Source organism: Veillonella absiana, assembly GCF_032970865.1.
In the GTDB taxonomy this organism is placed as follows: Bacteria; Bacillota; Negativicutes; order Veillonellales; family Veillonellaceae; genus Veillonella; species Veillonella absiana.
Window position 1 is genome coordinate 68,256 of record NZ_JAWJZB010000001.1, and the last position, 20,627, is coordinate 88,882.

The 20,627-nt window shown below is 38.0% G+C and carries 14 protein-coding genes and 1 CRISPR repeat array; of the genes, 1 reads left to right on the top strand and 13 read right to left on the bottom strand.

All coding sequences use genetic code 11. The features are described 5' to 3' along the window. Positions 1–50: 50 nt before the first annotated feature. From RVY80_RS00365 to cas9, 12 genes are all read right to left on the bottom strand, one after another. Entirely contained in the window at positions 51–1,406 is a 1,356-nt protein-coding gene (locus tag RVY80_RS00365) for a pyruvate carboxylase subunit B (protein WP_295190839.1), read from the bottom strand. Positions 1,407–1,983: 577 nt separating this feature from the next. Then, on the bottom strand, positions 1,984–2,295 hold the full coding sequence (locus RVY80_RS00370; RefSeq protein WP_310746157.1) for a hypothetical protein: 312 nt from the start codon (positions 2,293–2,295) through the stop codon (positions 1,984–1,986). Positions 2,296–2,350: 55 nt separating this feature from the next. Further along, on the bottom strand, positions 2,351–3,478 hold the full coding sequence (locus RVY80_RS00375; protein WP_317329182.1) for a glycosyltransferase family 9 protein: 1,128 nt from the start codon (positions 3,476–3,478) through the stop codon (positions 2,351–2,353). A gap of 152 nt (positions 3,479–3,630) precedes the next feature. Further along, positions 3,631–4,641, bottom strand: coding sequence for a hypothetical protein (locus RVY80_RS00380; RefSeq protein WP_317329183.1), 1,011 nt, complete (start codon positions 4,639–4,641; stop codon positions 3,631–3,633). A gap of 8 nt (positions 4,642–4,649) precedes the next feature. After that, the gene (locus RVY80_RS00385; protein ID WP_317329184.1) at positions 4,650–5,597 is read right to left on the bottom strand and encodes a phosphodiester glycosidase family protein; all 948 of its coding nucleotides are present in this window, start codon (positions 5,595–5,597) and stop codon (positions 4,650–4,652) included. Between the two features lie 9 nt (positions 5,598–5,606). Further along, complete coding sequence (locus RVY80_RS00390) at positions 5,607–6,443, bottom strand: polysaccharide deacetylase family protein (protein WP_317329186.1); 837 nt, start codon at positions 6,441–6,443, stop codon at positions 5,607–5,609. A gap of 248 nt (positions 6,444–6,691) precedes the next feature. Then, positions 6,692–7,534 (bottom strand): ADP-ribosylglycohydrolase family protein, encoded by an 843-nt coding sequence (locus RVY80_RS00395; protein ID WP_317329187.1) that lies wholly within the window; start codon positions 7,532–7,534, stop codon positions 6,692–6,694. A 27-nt stretch (positions 7,535–7,561) separates the two neighbouring features. After that, positions 7,562–8,074, bottom strand: a complete 513-nt coding sequence (locus RVY80_RS00400) for a methylated-DNA--[protein]-cysteine S-methyltransferase (protein WP_295192980.1) — start codon at positions 8,072–8,074, stop codon at positions 7,562–7,564. A gap of 100 nt (positions 8,075–8,174) precedes the next feature. Beyond that, positions 8,175–12,573: direct repeats of the CRISPR family, unit length 36 nt; unit sequence GTTTTGGAGATTTACAGAATTACACTACTCTCAAAC. Positions 12,574–12,638: 65 nt separating this feature from the next. Continuing rightward, a complete protein-coding gene (csn2, locus tag RVY80_RS00405) occupies positions 12,639–13,310 on the bottom strand; it encodes a type II-A CRISPR-associated protein Csn2 (protein ID WP_295192978.1) in 672 nt (223 codons plus the stop codon). Next, positions 13,307–13,612, bottom strand: coding sequence for a CRISPR-associated endonuclease Cas2 (gene cas2, locus RVY80_RS00410; RefSeq protein ID WP_295192976.1), 306 nt, complete (start codon positions 13,610–13,612; stop codon positions 13,307–13,309). Before cas2 ends, csn2 begins: the two co-directional genes overlap by 4 nt. Positions 13,613–13,616: 4 nt before the next feature. Then, a complete protein-coding gene (gene cas1 / locus RVY80_RS00415) occupies positions 13,617–14,492 on the bottom strand; it encodes a type II CRISPR-associated endonuclease Cas1 (RefSeq protein WP_295192974.1) in 876 nt (291 codons plus the stop codon). Position 14,493: 1 nt separating this feature from the next. Further along, the gene (cas9, locus tag RVY80_RS00420) at positions 14,494–18,546 is read right to left on the bottom strand and encodes a type II CRISPR RNA-guided endonuclease Cas9 (protein ID WP_317329188.1); all 4,053 of its coding nucleotides are present in this window, start codon (positions 18,544–18,546) and stop codon (positions 14,494–14,496) included. A gap of 412 nt (positions 18,547–18,958) precedes the next feature. Here cas9 and RVY80_RS00425 point away from each other — a divergent pair, with 412 nt between their 5' ends. Then, positions 18,959–19,750: a carbon-nitrogen family hydrolase gene (locus RVY80_RS00425; RefSeq protein WP_295188668.1), complete on the top strand. Its 792-nt coding sequence runs from the start codon at positions 18,959–18,961 to the stop codon at positions 19,748–19,750. 186 nt (positions 19,751–19,936) lie between these two features. Here the strand turns inward: RVY80_RS00425 and RVY80_RS00430 are convergent, their stop codons facing one another. Next, the gene (locus RVY80_RS00430; RefSeq protein WP_317329189.1) at positions 19,937–20,521 is read right to left on the bottom strand and encodes a histidine phosphatase family protein; all 585 of its coding nucleotides are present in this window, start codon (positions 20,519–20,521) and stop codon (positions 19,937–19,939) included. Positions 20,522–20,627 lie beyond the last annotated feature (106 nt).

Consider the following 20,627-nt stretch of genomic DNA (forward strand, 5'->3'; position numbering starts at 1 on the left):
TCATATATGAGGTTATTCAATCCATCGTATAGAATACAAAGGATTAAAAATTATTTACGGTTAGCATCGAAGAAGTTAACTGCTACTTCTGGGAACATAGCATAAGTTAATACGTCTTCATCAGTGATGCCATTGTAACCTTTGGAAGCAAGGTCTGCACGGTAGCCTTCCAATTCAGGAGCGATTTGGTCAGCTGGACGACAAGTGATAGGTTCTTCATCTTCGATGATTGTTCTGCGAGTTTCTTCAGAAACTGTACCAGGCAATTTACCGTATTTACCACGAACAAGGTCTTTAACTTCGTTAGGAACCATTTTGTAACGGTCGCCCATCATAACGTTCATCATAGCCATTGTACCAACGATCTGGGATGTTGGAGTTACCAATGGAGGGAAGCCCAAGTCTTCGCGTACGCGAGGCATTTCGTCCATTACGTCGAAGAAACGATCGCCCATACCCATTTCATTCAATTGGTTTTGAGTATTAGACAACATTCCGCCAGGGATTTGGTAGCGACGAACTGCTGGAATTACGTCAGAAGCTGGTTTCAAGTTAAATTCTTCAGCAATTTCAGTTTTAACTTTGCGGAAGTGTTCAACTAATGGAATGAATTTATCAAGGTCAAGACCAAGATCGTATTCAGTACCTTTGAACATTTCAATCATAGTTTCAGTAGCTGGTTGGCTAGTTGCATGAGCGAATGGGCTGATAGCAGTATCGATGATATCGCAACCTGCTTCAACAGCTTTCAAATATGTAGCACTAGCTAAACCGCATGTGAAATGGCTATGTAAGTCGATATCCAAGTTATCGCCAAAACGTTTTTTGAATGTGGATACCAAGGAGAATGCATCGTAAGGAGATAATAGACCAGACATATCTTTAATGCAAAGAGAATCTGTACCCATTTCTACCAAAGTTTCAGCAACTTTCAAGAAGCTTTCATCAGTGTGTACAGGGCTGATAGTGTAAACCATAGCGGATTGTACATGAGCACCAGCTGCTTTGGAGTATTTAATAGCGGCTTCCATATTACGAGGATCATTCAACGCATCGAAAATACGGATACGGTCGATACCGTTTTTAACTGCTGCTTTACAGAATGCTTCTACCACATCATCAGCGTAATGTTTGTAACCAAGTAAGTTTTGACCACGAAGCAACATTTGTAGTGGTGTATTTTTTACGTTAGCTTTTAATGTGCGAAGACGTTCCCATGGATCTTCGTTCAAGAAACGAAGACAGCTATCATAAGTTGCGCCGCCCCAACATTCAAGAGCTTCATAACCGATGTCATCTAATTGACCTAATACAGGCAACATTTGACCAATACGCATACGAGTTGCCAATAGAGATTGATGTCCGTCACGAAGAACGGTTTCCACTAGTCTTACTTTTTGAGCCATAACTTTTCCTCCACTTCAAGTCATCTGATTTATGTGTAACTTTATACAATCTACAATCAGATACCTCATACCTATTATTTAACGATACGAATTCTACATACATCCATAAGATTTCATAGGAATGATACCGTTAGAACATACTTATATTAGACTACAGTCAGATTTCTTTGTCAACAATGTACCTATGCAAATTACTCATCAAAACGGGAATTACAGGGCTATTTTTTATGGGATATTTTTATGTCCACCCTAAAAACATTGTTATTTACTCAACTTGTGAGAGCCAATCGTTTGACTCATGCTATAGAAATAAATATTATATTGAAAATCCATTTTTTTGAAAGAAAATAATTATTCTTAATAATCCTTATTTTATCTACTAAAACTCTCGATATTCTCCCAAATTTCTTTGATTTATATATAAATTTTATTGATGAGTTAATCCAGGATATATGAATGCATAAATTTTCGTTTTTATGATTTTATTTCCAATATTATTAGCATCCTATGACACTATAAAAATTACTCCACTAAAAAATTAGTGGAGTAATTTTCACATAGCAATTGATAGTCTATCTTATTTTACTTTTTTAGGAGCCGTTTCAAGAACGATATTCTTGCCATCTCGCTTTACTTGAATGGAAAACGCCCCTTCTCCTTCTTTAAAATACTCCATTTTAATATCTAGAAGCATCTTACCAATTTGAGTTTCCACCTTTTCCGTTAAAAACTCGCGGTAGAATTCATCTTGGCTATTGCCTTTATGAATAACGGTTTTCTTTGCCTCTGCTTCACGTGTAAGCATGGTATTCTCAAAGCTTACTTCTTCTTTGAAATTCTTCATCATATCCGCATCGGTTAACCCTTTTTGAATCTTAAATTTTGCCATACCCATACCTCCTATATCCTCTGTAACCTCTGTTATACAGACAGATTCTATATGCTTATATCGTCCGAGTTACTAACTCTCGTATAACCTGAGCCACACGTTCTGGTGTTAATTCATTCATACAGTTATGATGCCCTTTAGGACATTTCCGTTTTCGGCAACCTAAACAATCCATATCAGATTGCTGCAATACATGATAAGAGCCAGTAATAGGCCCCCATTGTTGTGGTTTTGTAGGGCCAAATAAGGATACACTAGGGACCATCTCAGCTGTGGCCATATACAAAGATCCCGTATCTCCACTAACCACGATATCACAAGCCTTGATAAGGGCTGCACTCTCGCGAATTGTGGTTTTCCCCATCATGTCATACACATGCTCACCTTGAGGTAATTGAGGACTAAATTCTCGTGCCTCCTTTGGCCCCCCAACATACACAATGTCCATCTCCGGTGAAAGTGCCCTCACTAATGATGTCCAGTGGTAAATAGGCCATTCTTTGCTCGCCCAAGAGGCACCTGGCACAATAGCGATACGAGCCCGTCTTGATTGTGTTTGAGTAGTTGGGGTAGTGCCCTCCAGAGACGGTATTTTAGAGTCATGTACCAATTTATTAAAATATGTATCCACCTCGGCTTGCGCCCAAGCGATTTCCGATTCGGACAGGTTCAATACCATCTGAAGATCTATACCATCCGATTGTGATACACCTAAAGATACTGCTGAAAAACCATGTTTCTCTAATGCCTTTGGCAATAGTTGAGCCACTTGCAAATAGCGTTTAATAACATGATCCTGGTTCGCCTCAGATTTAAAATTGGTAAATAGCCAATTCAATTCCTTCGTGCCGCCTAGTCCTAAACGGATGGGTGCGCCAGAAGCCAAGAGAACAAGTCCGGTGATGAGACGTCCCTGTACATCTACAGCGACATCAAATTTATAAGGTTTGATTTTCTCTCTTAGTTCCCACCACATGCGCCACATCGTCGGAATATGTATTTTTTTAGAATGGGCTTCGTACGCATCACGTTCCCACTCGATGATTTCGTCTACATATGGATTATGACGGAGAATCTCCGCCATAGTTGGTGTAACAATCCAGTGCAACTTGGCCTCCGGATAGTGCTCCTTAATCCATCTTGCTGCTGGTGTCGCATGCAATATATCTCCAATGTAGCTCATTCTTACAAATAATATATTCATAGGTTGAGCTTTCTATCTAAAATATTTACCAAGGCTCGTTGCTAATACCTCTATGCCATGGTCCCCCTCTCGGCAAACGCAGTTCCGTTGCATTGACTCAAGAGGGAATCAATACATTCTTGCACATACGTTTAACGAGTTTTCTTATCTGAATCAGATTTACTATCAGAGTTTGATTTACTGTCAGACTTACTATTCGATTTGCTATCCGATTTAGATTTGCCAGCAGTATCTTCTCTTTCATCAGTGATTTTTGTGGCCGTATCAGAACCATTAGCCATGATATCTTTCACCTCATCCATTGTCACCTCGGACAATGTGATAGGGTTATTATATTTGTACACAGGTTTAAATCCTACACCCAATTTACCTTCGTAGACCGCCAGTGCGTTATCATCCTCGTCAACGCGAGCAATGTAGATATTTTGTTTATTATCTACGCCAATCAAGCGGTAACGGCCGGATGGATTGATAACACGCCAACCACCTTCTGTACCGTCGAACATAAATACGTCGCCAGTACGAACATTGTCGTAGAAGAATTTATCTTCGTCATAGAAGACAGCGATACGGCCAATGTTGGAGGCCTGCATGTACACACGACGTGTATCATAATTGGCATCAGTACGGTAAATACGATATGTACTTTCCGCGACTTTCACCTTCATGTACACCACGTTTGTCGCCTCTGAATAAGCTACATCAACGATTTTACTTCCTTCTGGAACATCCTCGAGCTCAGTATCTACTTCATGGTCTGGGTCATCAGCATTGAGACGGGCCATGATAACTTGATCCTTAGGTCCACCATAGAGGCCCATGATGGCAAGGTTACGATCAGGCATCCAGTCAAAATAGCTAACGGAACGACCTTTGAGGTCAATTTCAGCAGGAGTATCCTTGCCAGATGTGTAAATACGAATAGATTTTTCTGTTACCACCGCCATATATTTACGGTCGTAGGAGAAGTATTTATTACCTTCTTTGATGTCAGGGAAATTGTCGTCTGCTTTTTGACTTTCACCAGCCACACTAAAATCCGTAGTTGGTGCAAACATATATTGATCTAAATAATAGTAAATACCGCCTTGTAGCAAGATGCCTAGGGTAAAAGCAGTCATTACCTTTGTGATAGGTTTCATGAGTCCTCCTATTTCACGATAAACGCAGTTGGAATCATGCGTTCACCCAGTAAATCGGCTGGTTTATTAACCACCTTGCCATTTAAATACAATGTTGTACTAGAACCACCATCGAGGTTCGCCGCAATGTACGCACCTTTTTCATACAAGATATCTTGTACATCCCGCAATGTGGCCCCGATGGAATAGCCCGGTTGACGACCGTCGATAACAAGGAACAATACTGTACCATCCTTGCGTTGACCAATCGCAGTACGAGGGCCTACGCCCCAACCGCCGTCACCGTCAGTAATCATTTTTTCACCATTCACAATCAATGGAGGTCCAAAGGTAATCCCTTCAGATGCATCCATATCTTTCAATTCAGTTTTATCGTAGTTACCGGCAATCAAGTTACCAGATTTAGAGAAACCAACAAAATCAACGTCTTCGTCAGGGCCAACGTCCTTGCCGATGATGTATTCCCCATCATGCAAGATGAAACCATATGGCAAACGTCCTGTACCAGTACCGTTTGGATCATGGAAACCACCACCATTGATAGCTGCTACCCCATCATTCATTTTAGCGATGTTACTTGTAGTATCGCCTTTTTCTTGAATGTTAGCAGCTGTGGCCACTTGAATACGTTTTGGATTCGGAATTTCAAGAATGTAACCCACGTAACGAGCAGACTCAATTTTTTGCAAATTGAGAGAAGCGTCCTCTTTAGCTTCAAATTTAAATAATTCTTGGCTTTTAACAACCCCTACCGTTCCTAGGATTTTTTGCAATTGCTCATCATTGAACAACCACGTAATATAGTGCGGATGACGAGATTGCAACACCGCACCGATAACGGCACGTTTTACATTGTTGAAAGGTCCAAACAACACCACGAACGGTGCAGACACGGCTGTAAATATAAACATGAGCAAGATAAACTTGACCCAAAACTTGCTGAAAAATGATTTCATAATAACCTCTTAAATATCGCTGTAATGCATTGTGTTCAAGCGTTCTTCAAAATGCTGTAGGTCTACGGCATTGCCAACCCAAACGCGTAAAATATTGTACGGATTGTCACCTTCGTGAGCCCAGCCAGATTTCATCATCATAGCCATTTTGATGCCCGCCTTCTTGGCAGCCGCTTGAGAATATTCGTTTGTATCACCATAAGGGAAACAGAACCACATGTTGTTATCAATGCCGACCTCTTTTGCTAATGCGTCTTGGCCCTTCTTGATATTTTCATATTGTTCTTGTTCTGACAGTTGCCCCATTTCCACATGGTTAAATCCATGATTTGCGATAGTCATACAGCCCTTTTTCATTTCCCGTACTTGATCCCATGTCAATCGTGTTCCGATATCACCAGGATTGATAAATACGGTGCCTGCAAAGCCATATTCTTTTAGCACTGGATACACAATGCTATATGTATCTGCGTAACCATCATCAAAGGTGAGTACCACTGGTTTTTCTGGCACTTTGTCACCCTTTGTGACATACGCGTATAATTGCTCCATTGTGAGCGGATGATAGCCATTGTCCTTGAGGAATTTCATTTGTTTACGGAACAAATCCTCAGCAATGACCGCATCATTGTCCTTGTCAGGACCTACCTTGTGGTACATCAATACTGGTATACCTTCCTTCGGTGTCACAAGATTTACCTTTTCCTTTGGTTTCTCTTGTTGTACCGCCGTCTGTCCAGCATTTGCCTGATTCTTGGAATCCGTGTCGGCACCAAACAGTCCACACCCTGCCATGAGCAGTGCCATCGATGCAATGGCGATTATGAGTAAAGAAATTCGTTTCATAGCGACTCCTTATTTTGCGTATTAAATTACAGTTTATTGTACCACTTTTTCACCATATAGTAAAAAATAAAAGGGCTCTCACCGTGAATATATTGCAGAATTTACAAAATATTCATGGTGAAAGCTCTAGTTTATGATTATTTGCCTATGAGAAACATAGTAACCGCCATATTCTGATAGTATGATACCGTTCGATGTATATGACTTTACTTGAATATCGAGTTATATTACTTTAATCGAATAGCGAGTTATACAACTTTAGTGGGATAACGACGCTCGAATTCATCGTAAATCTTGCGCAAGCGCTCATCTAAACATGCTTCTGTAGCTTCTTTCAATTCGCTAGGCACCCCATAGTAGGCAGCTGCTACTCCACCAGCTATAGCTGCTATAGTATCGCTATCCCCACCGATAGAAATGCAGTTGCGGATACAATCCACATAGTCGGTACTTTCAAAGAAGCACTGCAGAGCCTGCGGCACCGTCCCCTGGCAGGTACCATCAAATTTGTAGGTTTCACGCAGTTTATCAATGGTAAATCCAATTGGATAGTACTCATCATTAATGACGCGTTCGATATCGTCCATAGATGCACCATGTTTCGCCATAAATACGGCAACAGCGGTCGCTTCGGCCCCTTTGAGACCCTCAATATGATTGTGAGATACCATTGTCACGATTCTTGATAACACCTTGACCTCACCGATGTCATTCGCCATTTCGCCTACAGAACTGATACGCATGGCAGAACCATTGCCACAGCTGTTGTAGCCAATTTCATCATCAGAGTACATCCATTGATAAAAATGAGACCCATAGCCACAATCATCATAGGGCCGGCCAATCATTTTCATGAATTTAACAACGATTTCGGCAATTTCTTCCTCTTGTTTCCACGTCAATTGGTGATATTTATCAAATGCGAGCAGACCTTTTTCCTTGCAGTCCAAGAGTCCCCCACCAATGGCGATAGTCATGATAGAATCGTCCGTCACATAGCAACCTGGTGCAAAGAAATCAAAATCTTTCGCGCGGTAATTATTAAATTCAAATGGTGAGCCAATAATATCCCCAATAATTGCACCTATCATAGTTTTCCCCTCCGTAACGCAAACAAATTAAATTTCCCCTGATTTTTCTAATTCTAACAGCTTTATTTTTTTGTCAACGCCACCAGCATAACCAGTCATTTTCCCATCTGCCCCCATCACACGATGGCAAGGGACGATGATGGAAATAGGATTATGACCAACCGCACCACCAATAGCACGAGAACAAGCTTTGGAGGTTGGATCTATTTGTTTCAACATATCTGAAATTTCCCCATAGGTCACGGTTTTACCATGCGGAATTTCAAGAAGAAGATTCCACACTTGTTGTCTAAATGGTGTTCCTACGAATTGTATGGGTGGGAATTTCTTAGGTTTCTTACCAGCAAAATATTCCTCAAGCCACTGTTTTGTTTGTTCCAATACGTCGCAAGTTTTTTCAGTATATTCTGCGCCTAATGTGGCACGATCATATTTTTGTCCGTCAAACCATAGGCCTGTTAGGGCATCGCCGTTGCTAGCGATGGTGATGGGGCCTAGTGGGGAATTAAAATGTTGGATGAATTCCCTGGTGATACCCATATAGTTATTTTCCTTTTCAAAAATGCATTTACAGTTCTCAGCAATATACAAAGTTACACTACTCTCAAACGAGGAAGTTAATTGCACCACCAACTACATTGTTTTGGAGATTTACAGAATTACACTACTCTCAAACCACACTGTTGCATTGTTTGATAATGTAATAGTTTTGGAGATTTACAGAATTACACTACTCTCAAACCGTTCTATTCAGACAACTGATAGGGGTGTGGTTTTGGAGATTTACAGAATTACACTACTCTCAAACGCACGAATGGCTGGTGCAATTCACACCGTCGGTTTTGGAGATTTACAGAATTACACTACTCTCAAACTTGCACTGCCTACATTGTTTAGATGATAACGTTTTGGAGATTTACAGAATTACACTACTCTCAAACTATACACCCCTCTGTAGGGCAAGTTCCATCGTTTTGGAGATTTACAGAATTACACTACTCTCAAACCACCCTCTGTGCTTTCATATAATACCATTAGTTTTGGAGATTTACAGAATTACACTACTCTCAAACGAATAAAAAAGAGCGGTAAGTATTAGCAATGTTTTGGAGATTTACAGAATTACACTACTCTCAAACTTCACATGCCGGAGTTATCCATGAGCATATGTTTTGGAGATTTACAGAATTACACTACTCTCAAACGACTCCGCAAATGTTTGGCTCGCTGGGTTGAGTTTTGGAGATTTACAGAATTACACTACTCTCAAACTGACAGCATATCTGATTTAGTCGAGCGGTGGTTTTGGAGATTTACAGAATTACACTACTCTCAAACGTAATAACTACCCGCAGAGGCAACCGTATCGTTTTGGAGATTTACAGAATTACACTACTCTCAAACTTTAGGGTACGGTGGAATTGTAGCACAACGGTTTTGGAGATTTACAGAATTACACTACTCTCAAACTCAATTGTCGATAATATGATTGAGCCTATTGGTTTTGGAGATTTACAGAATTACACTACTCTCAAACTATACCCGAGTAATTTTATACTGGCCATCAGTTTTGGAGATTTACAGAATTACACTACTCTCAAACACTCTAAAGAGTGGTATAAAACTAGAAGCAGTTTTGGAGATTTACAGAATTACACTACTCTCAAACTGGTCAGAACAACGCACTACAAAAAGTGGTGTTTTGGAGATTTACAGAATTACACTACTCTCAAACACTCTAAAGAGTGGTATAAAACTAGAAGCAGTTTTGGAGATTTACAGAATTACACTACTCTCAAACGCGTAGCGTAGTCGAGTTATTAATGTGAATGTTTTGGAGATTTACAGAATTACACTACTCTCAAACCTCCTCTATTGCGTCTAAACGTTCGCTTAAGTTTTGGAGATTTACAGAATTACACTACTCTCAAACATTGACTGTATCTAACAGATTCGCCCATGGGTTTTGGAGATTTACAGAATTACACTACTCTCAAACACTCTAAAGAGTGGTATAAAACTAGAAGCAGTTTTGGAGATTTACAGAATTACACTACTCTCAAACCTTATTTGTCTTGCTACTAGTATCTTTCATAGTTTTGGAGATTTACAGAATTACACTACTCTCAAACTTTAAAAAACTCATCATCACGAAGCTTTAAGTTTTGGAGATTTACAGAATTACACTACTCTCAAACAGAGACTAGGAGGTACGTGGTGGCTAGAAGGTTTTGGAGATTTACAGAATTACACTACTCTCAAACTAAATAGGGGGTCATTATGAGCGTAAATCTGTTTTGGAGATTTACAGAATTACACTACTCTCAAACCGTACAGCAGGGCAATTAATCGAGGCCCTTGTTTTGGAGATTTACAGAATTACACTACTCTCAAACCACGCGTCTCTCGGCTATGAATACGATTTGGTTTTGGAGATTTACAGAATTACACTACTCTCAAACCTTATTTGTCTTGCTACTAGTATCTTTCATAGTTTTGGAGATTTACAGAATTACACTACTCTCAAACAGAGACTAGGAGGTACGTGGTGGCTAGAAGGTTTTGGAGATTTACAGAATTACACTACTCTCAAACTAAATAGGGGGTCATTATGAGCGTAAATCTGTTTTGGAGATTTACAGAATTACACTACTCTCAAACAATGGTTTGTATTCGTTCTAATTCGTCTCTGTTTTGGAGATTTACAGAATTACACTACTCTCAAACTGACGGTATATCGGATTTAGTCGAGCAGTGGTTTTGGAGATTTACAGAATTACACTACTCTCAAACACATCATATCAGCCATTTGCTTGCCACTTGGTTTTGGAGATTTACAGAATTACACTACTCTCAAACGCAGATGAATACAAGGACATCACAGGGGAAGTTTTGGAGATTTACAGAATTACACTACTCTCAAACAGAGGTGATTAAATGAATGAGATTATAGCAGTTTTGGAGATTTACAGAATTACACTACTCTCAAACGAGGAATGCAAATGTTCAAGACAATCACAAGTTTTGGAGATTTACAGAATTACACTACTCTCAAACCTAGTCCAGGCTCGGCTGTGCAGGATATCGGTTTTGGAGATTTACAGAATTACACTACTCTCAAACGTTCCTAATTGATGTCCTGTAACACTTGATGTTTTGGAGATTTACAGAATTACACTACTCTCAAACGCGTTCGGCTGGCTTTTGTTCGAACCGTTCTGTTTTGGAGATTTACAGAATTACACTACTCTCAAACGCACTGTAGTTGGTCTCCTACGCTGTAGTAGTTTTGGAGATTTACAGAATTACACTACTCTCAAACCAAAGCTTGAATATACAATATTACTATCCTGTTTTGGAGATTTACAGAATTACACTACTCTCAAACGACAAGGTTGACTTGGATGCGACAATTAAGGTTTTGGAGATTTACAGAATTACACTACTCTCAAACTATTTTGTATTGTAGCCGTTTCAACAAATTGTTTTGGAGATTTACAGAATTACACTACTCTCAAACTTAATTTTCCCATATGTGTCCATTGCGATAGTTTTGGAGATTTACAGAATTACACTACTCTCAAACTCATAATACGGATGCATCTGCACATACAGCGTTTTGGAGATTTACAGAATTACACTACTCTCAAACGTTCCGACTTGATGCCCCGTAACACTTGATGTTTTGGAGATTTACAGAATTACACTACTCTCAAACCACTTCCGCATCTTCTTTCTTATTCAAGTTGTTTTGGAGATTTACAGAATTACACTACTCTCAAACTGGTTATGGCCACTATATCCAAAGTCAACAGTTTTGGAGATTTACAGAATTACACTACTCTCAAACATATTAATTGTTTCTTCAACATCGTAAATGGTTTTGGAGATTTACAGAATTACACTACTCTCAAACGGTGATATCGCAATGGACACATATGGGAAAGTTTTGGAGATTTACAGAATTACACTACTCTCAAACCATTTTGACGCGGATAGGTGATGAACGCATGTTTTGGAGATTTACAGAATTACACTACTCTCAAACACACCTCACTCTTCTATCTTTAGACCTGATGTTTTGGAGATTTACAGAATTACACTACTCTCAAACTCAAACTCGAAATCCCAGAGCGGTTCGAACGTTTTGGAGATTTACAGAATTACACTACTCTCAAACTGGTTGTTTTTGTCTGTTCCGCGAGTAACAGTTTTGGAGATTTACAGAATTACACTACTCTCAAACAACTAATTGCTCGTTTTAAATGTTTGCGCAGTTTTGGAGATTTACAGAATTACACTACTCTCAAACGAACCATAAACTCCTAGCAAGTCGCCAGATGTTTTGGAGATTTACAGAATTACACTACTCTCAAACGACCAATGTTCGCAATTTAGAATATTTATAGTTTTGGAGATTTACAGAATTACACTACTCTCAAACAGGAGGATGTAAAATAATGGAAGACAATGAGTTTTGGAGATTTACAGAATTACACTACTCTCAAACAAAGCATTGCGACAGAAATAGGGGAAAAGTGTTTTGGAGATTTACAGAATTACACTACTCTCAAACTAACGCCTTGCGTTGGAATGGTGGAGTTGGGTTTTGGAGATTTACAGAATTACACTACTCTCAAACAAGTAGGCGAATTAAAAGGCGCTGCTGCTGGTTTTGGAGATTTACAGAATTACACTACTCTCAAACCATATTGTCTAGTATATGTTGATTTCTGATGTTTTGGAGATTTACAGAATTACACTACTCTCAAACTGCCGACGCCGATTGGCAATCTCGAGGATATGTTTTGGAGATTTACAGAATTACACTACTCTCAAACTGTCGAATGAACTCAAGTAATGTACGGTCAGTTTTGGAGATTTACAGAATTACACTACTCTCAAACCAGCCTAACATCTGTAACTACATTGTTAAAGTTTTGGAGATTTACAGAATTACACTACTCTCAAACTTAGAGTTAATACGGATATCCTCAATCTTAGTTTTGGAGATTTACAGAATTACACTACTCTCAAACCCCAAATACGCGTTTGGGGTTCAAAAGCAACTCGGGCTACCACCAGGTGTAATTCTGTAAACACCTTAAATCAAACAAAAATCTTTATCTAAAATATATCGTACTTCCAGATTTTTATCAAATTCAATCCTGTCCACGGAAGATTCCAAGCATAATACAGAAAATTTCTTTTCGATCAAGGTTTTAAACAAAATCCCCCTTTCATCCACGTTGGTTACTGCATGTAGATTGACTAGAACAAATAGATTAGGGTTAATAAATTCCTGTACGACCTCAATATAAGATACTAAATCTATAAGTTCTCCTGTATTCTCAATATAGAAATTGAATCCTCCCATTTTTACAAGTTCTTGTACACTAAGCTCTTGTTTATGAATGATATCATAAGGATATTCGTTTTCTAGGGAGTAGTAAAAATTTTGGATTTTCTGATTAATATCAAAAATCTCTTGCATAAAATCATTGCCAGTTTTAATTAATTGGTTCTGTAATTTTGTCAAAATCTCCCTACTATTGATATCCGTATTTAATGGATCTCTAATTACATAAAGCTGCTTTTCTAAATTTAAACACTTACCATCTTCACCTAATACCCACAGGCCCGCTTCACCATTACTTTGAGCGACCAGATCATATAATAAATGTCTAAACTGTCTTTTATCCTCAATCACAAGAGTACTAACTTTATCATCTGTGATATCCATAGTAATCACAGAATCTCCATAAGATAGCTTCATAATATAATTATTCTCTCTGTTGTATCTATAACTTCACTATGTTTTTCACCAACAAGAACCTCCATCTTTGCAAACTGCTTTTCCGTTATGGTGAGCATAAACAAGCTACCTTCAGGTGGTTTATTGTTCCGAATGTTATTCATAATTAGATTGGCACTGGTAGTATTTAACACCAACTTAGAATATACCGACTCTTGTAGCATTTGAAACCCAATCATTATCAAGTATTTTCGAAACTTTCGATATTCACGTTTTTCTGCTGATGATACGGTAGGTAAGTCAAACATCACTAATATTCTCATAAATCTATAACTCATGTTGAATAAACCTAATCATCTGGTTATTACCAGTCCGTAGCGCTTCAAACAAACTTTTACAATAGATGCGAATTGCATTATTTAGCACCTGCACATTGCCGTCAATATATACATCATTTGACATTATTTCTATGAGTAGTCGTTTCTCTGCACCACCAAACTCTGTAAATTGATTTTTTACAACCACCTCATCTACAAAAATTCGTAAAGGTTCGACAAAATCGGATCCTAGATTATACTGGTTGAATTGATTGCAATGATTAAGCCCCAATTGGGTTATATAGCCCATCCCTACAATTTCACGATTCACAGCTGATAGCAATATAGCATATCCATAATTCAATGCAGCATTTATTACACAATCTTGTTCTCTTGTAAAAGATTTTCCAAACAATGCATTAAAATAAACTTTTGCAGCATGCCCCTCCCGCTGTGTCTCATCATTTAATGTTAATTCATTTAAATATTGATCTAGTAAATAGGCTTCCTCTTTATTCTCCGCCTTTAGAAAATTACACTGGTTTTCGATTTTCCGTCGCACAATTTCAGTCCATATGATGGCTTTTGTCTGTGTATCCCATTCACTTTGCTCTCTGCAGCGTTTGCTACTATTATGAGCCCCATAAAAAGGATTCACTTCACACATAGGGTTCCGTTTTTCATCACAAAACACTATTTTTACTTTTGCCTTCACCAATTCATTTAAGAGTACAGCGGTTAAACTAACCGCTGTAGACTCAATAATTAACATGTAAATTTCACTAATATAAATCTTCGTCGTTTCAAAGTCTTTACGAACTAGCATGTAGTTCATCTTAAAGTCTAGTTTCGCTCGACTTCCGACCACTACAGTACGCCAACTCATATTAACCTCCAATAATTGGAATCTCGTTTTTAAATAATCCGGTCACGGACTCATTAATTACAACAAATTCGTCCACAGATGATAATTTAAAACCTTGAGTTGCTCTTGATGCTTTTATTCCTAATGGTTTAAGGTCAAATGTAGATTTCAACTGAGTTAAAAAATTCAAAACTTGCATTACCTGCTTACATTGCTCCGTCAAATCAAGCTTTTTAAAATTATCTAAACCCGTTGCTCTTAAATCCTCGTACTTATTACCCCTCATATGTTTATAGATGTTACTATTAAACTTATTTATTAACTCGATAAAAATTTCTAGATTTTTATCATATGAAATGATTTGGTCATTAGGCGCCAAATTACCATTTTCAGATTGAAGTTGCACAAATTTCTCAACACTCTTAATATACTTTGTAGATTTATCACTTAGTGCAACTTGTATTGCTGCGTCTATACAGAAACGATCATTTGTTTTGCCACCGACATAGTAATAAAAGCCATCAATTTTTACAAGAGAATTTATGCATATTTTTTTACAGAGTATTTTAATATCAGATAATTTATCTGTATTTACAGTTACATATTTTTGAATTGATACATCATCATTCAACCTATTACTTACATTTAATGGTATAGGCATCATATACACGTCTCTACTGCCCTTATTATTCATCCCACTATAAATAACAAAGTATGCATTCTTTATTTTTGTATACCCTCCATATTTCGTTACATCGCCTAATTTAGAATCATTTGGTTGCATTGCTACATAGGATTCTGGTTTAGCAACTCCAGCTTTGTACACTGTTGCATCATAAAGTGCGCCTTTTTGCTCAACCAACTTCCTAGTCACCCGCACATCATTGCTACTCATCATCTTCGTAATAATTGACATATCACGCTCTTTATTCCAAATCAGCACTTCTTTACCGTTTGCACGTTTTACTAAGATGTCATTATCAAACATTTTAGCCAAGTTATAGACTCTTCGGCTGCCATTTTTTTGGATGAAATTGTATGGGTTCTTTGTGAATTTTTCTGAATATTCATTCCCCACTACAATGTTAAGATACGCATCTTTAGCATGATGATGATTATTTAATGATCTTACTTTTACAAAATCGTTATCCTGTCTAAAATCAGATACATTTTCAGCTTTTACATAGACAATTTCAGTATCAGGATATATCCGTTTTAACAATTGTGTTGTGGCTTTCACCGATTGATTAGTCTCCACAATCTGACGGGCAATAAATGAGCTAAGTTCGTCTGCTGTTAATTCAGTATGACGAATTAAACGTTCATATTTACGTTTACTAATCAAATCATGGTCAAGCAACATTTTCCAAATGGGAGCCATCTTCGCTCTAATATTGTCATATATTGGGTACACATCACTTTTATCTCGATTTAGTTTCGCTTTCACCAAAACGGTATTATCAAAGCTATCATCCTTGGTCATGCTCCTCGGGAAAATATGATCTATATCATACGCATCAGTGAATAGTTCATCTAGGCTAATAAGATCTCCGGAGTACATGCATCTACCCATTTGCGTATAATATAGGAAGAGTTTTTTACTGCGGAATTGATTTTCAGAAAATTGTTCAATCTCAGTTTTCCATTCACGAGATTCATTTTTTATAGCTTTATACAATTCCAAGAATCGTGTTTTTCTTGAAGCTTTCCGCGTTTTTTCAGCGCGATTTGTACGAGCTACTTCTACAAAGATTTTGCTTGGTACACTGCCACGTAATTGAGTAACCTCTTTCACCAATTTCAATGCTTGCCAAACAGACCTTTTAACGCCTGGAGATACTGCTAATTCTTCAACTAACGCATAGGTATCACTACCTACTGGCGCCATTCTATCCTTATTAAATTCTTCAATAGCCTCAAGATATGAATATTTAGCACTGAGTAATTGCATAAGATTTTCAGTTGTATATTCTAATCGATACATAATACTAACAGGCATATCATCCTGAGAATCTTCTGACTTTTCGATGCCTTCTAAATTAAGTAAAAACTCTTTAGATAGTCTCCCCCAATCTTTATATTTAAGGCGTTTTATAGATTTAATTTGATTATCAGACAGTTTATCTCCATATGTATCACGCAACTTATTTACGAGCATTTTCTTACTTTCACCAAACAAAGTGACCCATAGAATAATCGTTTCCGCCATATCCGCATCAAATCCGCTACCTAAAATACGTTCCATATCACGATAGGATTTCAAATCTGCTTTTATATCGGCATCAATACCACTAATTTCACCAGCGCCCGTAATTAACCCTTCTGATTTTAAGAATTCCTTGATTAATTTCTTTGTAACACGTTTATGTCCATTTTTATTTTTGAAAATCGTATTGATGAAAGCTAATTTAACCTCATATGATAATGGCTGGTTATCATAACGAATATTATTTATTTCATTGAGCAACATGAAATAGCTGTACAGCAAAGATTCTTTAGGCAACACATCTTCACCTACAAGATAGGTGCATTTATTGGTCATTTTGCGGATAAATTTTTCAGCAGAGGCTGCTTCATCAATTTTCTCAGACAGATTCCATGGATAAATTTTGCCCGGTGCCTTACGAACTGCCCATGCATGACCTTTGTCGGCATGTGATGTATTTAGTGGGCCAATATAATAAGGAATTCTAAATTGGAACATAGCTTTAATTTTGTCTGACACAGTCAATCCATCGCTTACATTACGTAAAAATGCAAAATTTTCTTCTGCCTTTATTAAAATAGCCGTCAACTCATTAAAATGCAATTGGTATGGAATAACACCATTATCTGTAATTCGTTGTAATGGCAAATACTGTTCAATATCAATCTTTCGAAGAATTTCTGCTTTCATTGGAGAATCTGGCAAATTGGAGAGTTCCGATTTTAGGAATTTATAAAAATCAGCTTTAGAACAGCTTGTTTTATCTTCTTTGCCTTGTTTAATATACTTCACGTAGTTATTCAAACCTTTTTCATCGGCTTTTAAAACACGATTATATACCTTTCGATTACTTTTCAATAGGCCTTTTAATTCAACCAATTCATCTTTATGTTGCTCATAGATTTCTATTTTAGATTGCGAAAGTGTTTTGCCATCTTTCACAATATTAGAAAGTAAAATAGCATCATAGATGGATTTACAATTGTCTAGAATCTCAATCTTTTCACCCCATGCATTAGCATATTCAGGTTGCACTTCACTAAAGTCTTTCCCAGCAAATTCTAATTCTAAATAATTTTTATCACTGTCGTGTTCTTCCCCCTCCTTGCACAACAAATCAACTAAATTAGCTTTTAATCCAAGCACCAATTTTGAAAAGGCAGTAGCACGTTTTTTTATTTTAGTATCTGACGTATAGAATTCTACAAAAGCTTTTGAACGGTCACTCTTTGTTTTAGACATATCCAAAAGGATTTCAACCAACGATTCTACAGAAAATTTTTCGGTGGTCGGTAATAACTCAAGTTGAGACAATGCACTCCTTAATACTTCATTAATAGCACTATTGGCATTAAAACTTTGACCTTCATACAAGAAATTACCACGATATTTCATAATATGATGTAACGCTAAAAATAACTCTCTAATATCCTTCGTACCTTTAGTCATTAATGTATTTCTTAAATGATAGATGGTCGGATATGTTTCATAGAAATTTTGATCAGTATATGTAGAATCTGCAAACAGCACATCTTTTTGACCTGTGGTTTTATCTTCAAAATGATATTTACTTTCTTTTAGTCGCAAGAAAAATGTAGCATCTACTTTCGCAATTTCTTCAGCAAATAGTTCTTCTAACAAATTTAGTCGAGCTTTTCTACGGGCTAAGCGACGACGAGCCGAACGAAAGGTCCTACGCTCGACTGCAGTGCGACCTTCTTCAAAGAGACGACTGCCCCACATTTTATGACCTTTACATTTTAAGAGTTCATATTGAGGATTTGTTACAGCCCAACCAACAGAGTTCGTCCCAATATCTAGACCCATGAAATATTCTGAAGCTTTCCCTCCAACTAACACGTTTTCCATACGTACCTCCTACTAAATAGTGATAAAACATCTTGACAAAGTAATACGAATATTTTATTCTATAGGTATCCAAAGGTTTTGGATATTTACAGAATTACACTACGAGTTCAAATAAAAATTTATTCAAATTGCTTCGGCAGCCCAACGTGGGCTAATTTTTCTCAATTCTTCGGAATTGAGTTTTTTTATTTTCCCCCAAAAATTATCTTCGTATTGATTATCAAGCTTTCTTATTAAACCTTGCTTATCAGCATCTATATGGCCTCATATAAATTAATATTGCCCTTACTATTTAATATTCGACCTAAGCTTTTGATTTCCTACCTAATAGGCTATACTAAATATATAAATTTCTATAATACTTATAATCTTAATCTAAATTTTACTATTCTAGACATCACTGAGGTCACCCATGAAAAAAACTCTCGCACTCATTCAAATGAACGTCGTTGCTGGCGATGTTGAACATAATTACAAACACGTTGTTGAGCTTCTCGACGAAGCGATGCAATCCAATCCAGATATCATCGTGCTTCCTGAAACGTGGAACACTGGATTTCATCCATCCGAAGATTTGCCGAACCTTGCTGACCCTGATGGTGAAAGAACAAAAGCCCTCTTCAGCACCTATGCAAAAGATCATAATGTAAACATTGTGGCAGGCTCTGTGAGTGTGCTAAAACATGACCAGGTATTTAACACATCCTATGCTTTCAACAGAGAAGGCCGAGTTGTAGGAGAATATTCCAAAATGCACGGTTTTACGCCGGCTAAAGAAGATAAATATTTTGCTGGTGGCACTCATGTAGGTCATTTTGAGCTTGATGGCATTCCATGTAGCACTGTCATTTGCTATGACATCCGTTTCCCTGAGGTCGTTCGCATGGCCGCCCTTCCTGGTACTGAGCTATTATTCGTGCCGGCCCAATGGCCAACTATGCGATTACGTCATTGGCAAGTATTGAACGAAGTTCGTGCCATCGAGAACCAATTATTCCTCTGTGCCGTTAATGGTTGTGGTGCCGTTGGTCGCGTACAAAGCACTGGTCATAGCGCTCTGTTTGATCCATGGGGTACTAATTTACTTGAAATGGATACTACCGAAGGCGTTGGTATCGTCGAGATCGATTTGAGTACGGTTGAAGATATCCGCAATAAAATCAACATCTTCCGTGATCGTAAGCCAGAATTGTATACGCTATAAAACCATAAAAGCTGTATTAGAGTTAGCATTATCTCGCTAATTCCAATACAGCTTTTTATAATTCTATTCAATTATCTAAGCACGCTAGCCCAATTATCCCAGTTATGTGTCTAGCATAATAACTATGCCTCGCCTCCACGGCCTGATTGTATTAAGACCATTGAGGAAACTAGTCTTCCATAACTATTATACCTCAATCGTAAAAATATCGCAGTTATGTATCACCGGACAATCAAAGAATTCATTCATCAATTTTTGCACCGGCGTATTTGGTTGTTCTTGCACCTGGAAGAATGCTTTCATAAACAAGGCATGCGTGAATAGTGCCACTGTTTTTCGAGCACCACCAAAATCCTCGCGGAGGCGACGGTCCGTTTCTTTCACGCGGGCGATGAATTGTTCAAAGGATTCCGATTGTGGATGTACCTGTAGAAAGGCATCATTGGTGTTCCAGAATTCCTCCACCATCGGTTTACGGTCCTCCAGATTTGTGCCCATGCATTTTTCTGGATCCAGATAGGAGAACTCGCGCGCCGATGCCCATTCGGATACTGGTGCCGTTGGATGGGCCTCAATGGTTGGTGCCGCCGTTTCCTTCGTGCGAATATAGGTAGAATGAATGATGTGATCTATTTTGTCAGGCAAACGGCTGGGCACGCCTGCGGCTTGCTCTTCGCCGAGCGGTGTGAGATGGATGGTATCAGAACCATACGTCACTTGACCAGCATTGGCCATACTTTCACCATGTCGAATTAAATAAATTGTACTCATATCAAACCTCATATATTATGCATTAATTTCTACTATTTTACGTCCATAATCGATTTTGTAGCGAGGCATTTATACGCCACTGATTAGCATTATGTGGCACTAGTTC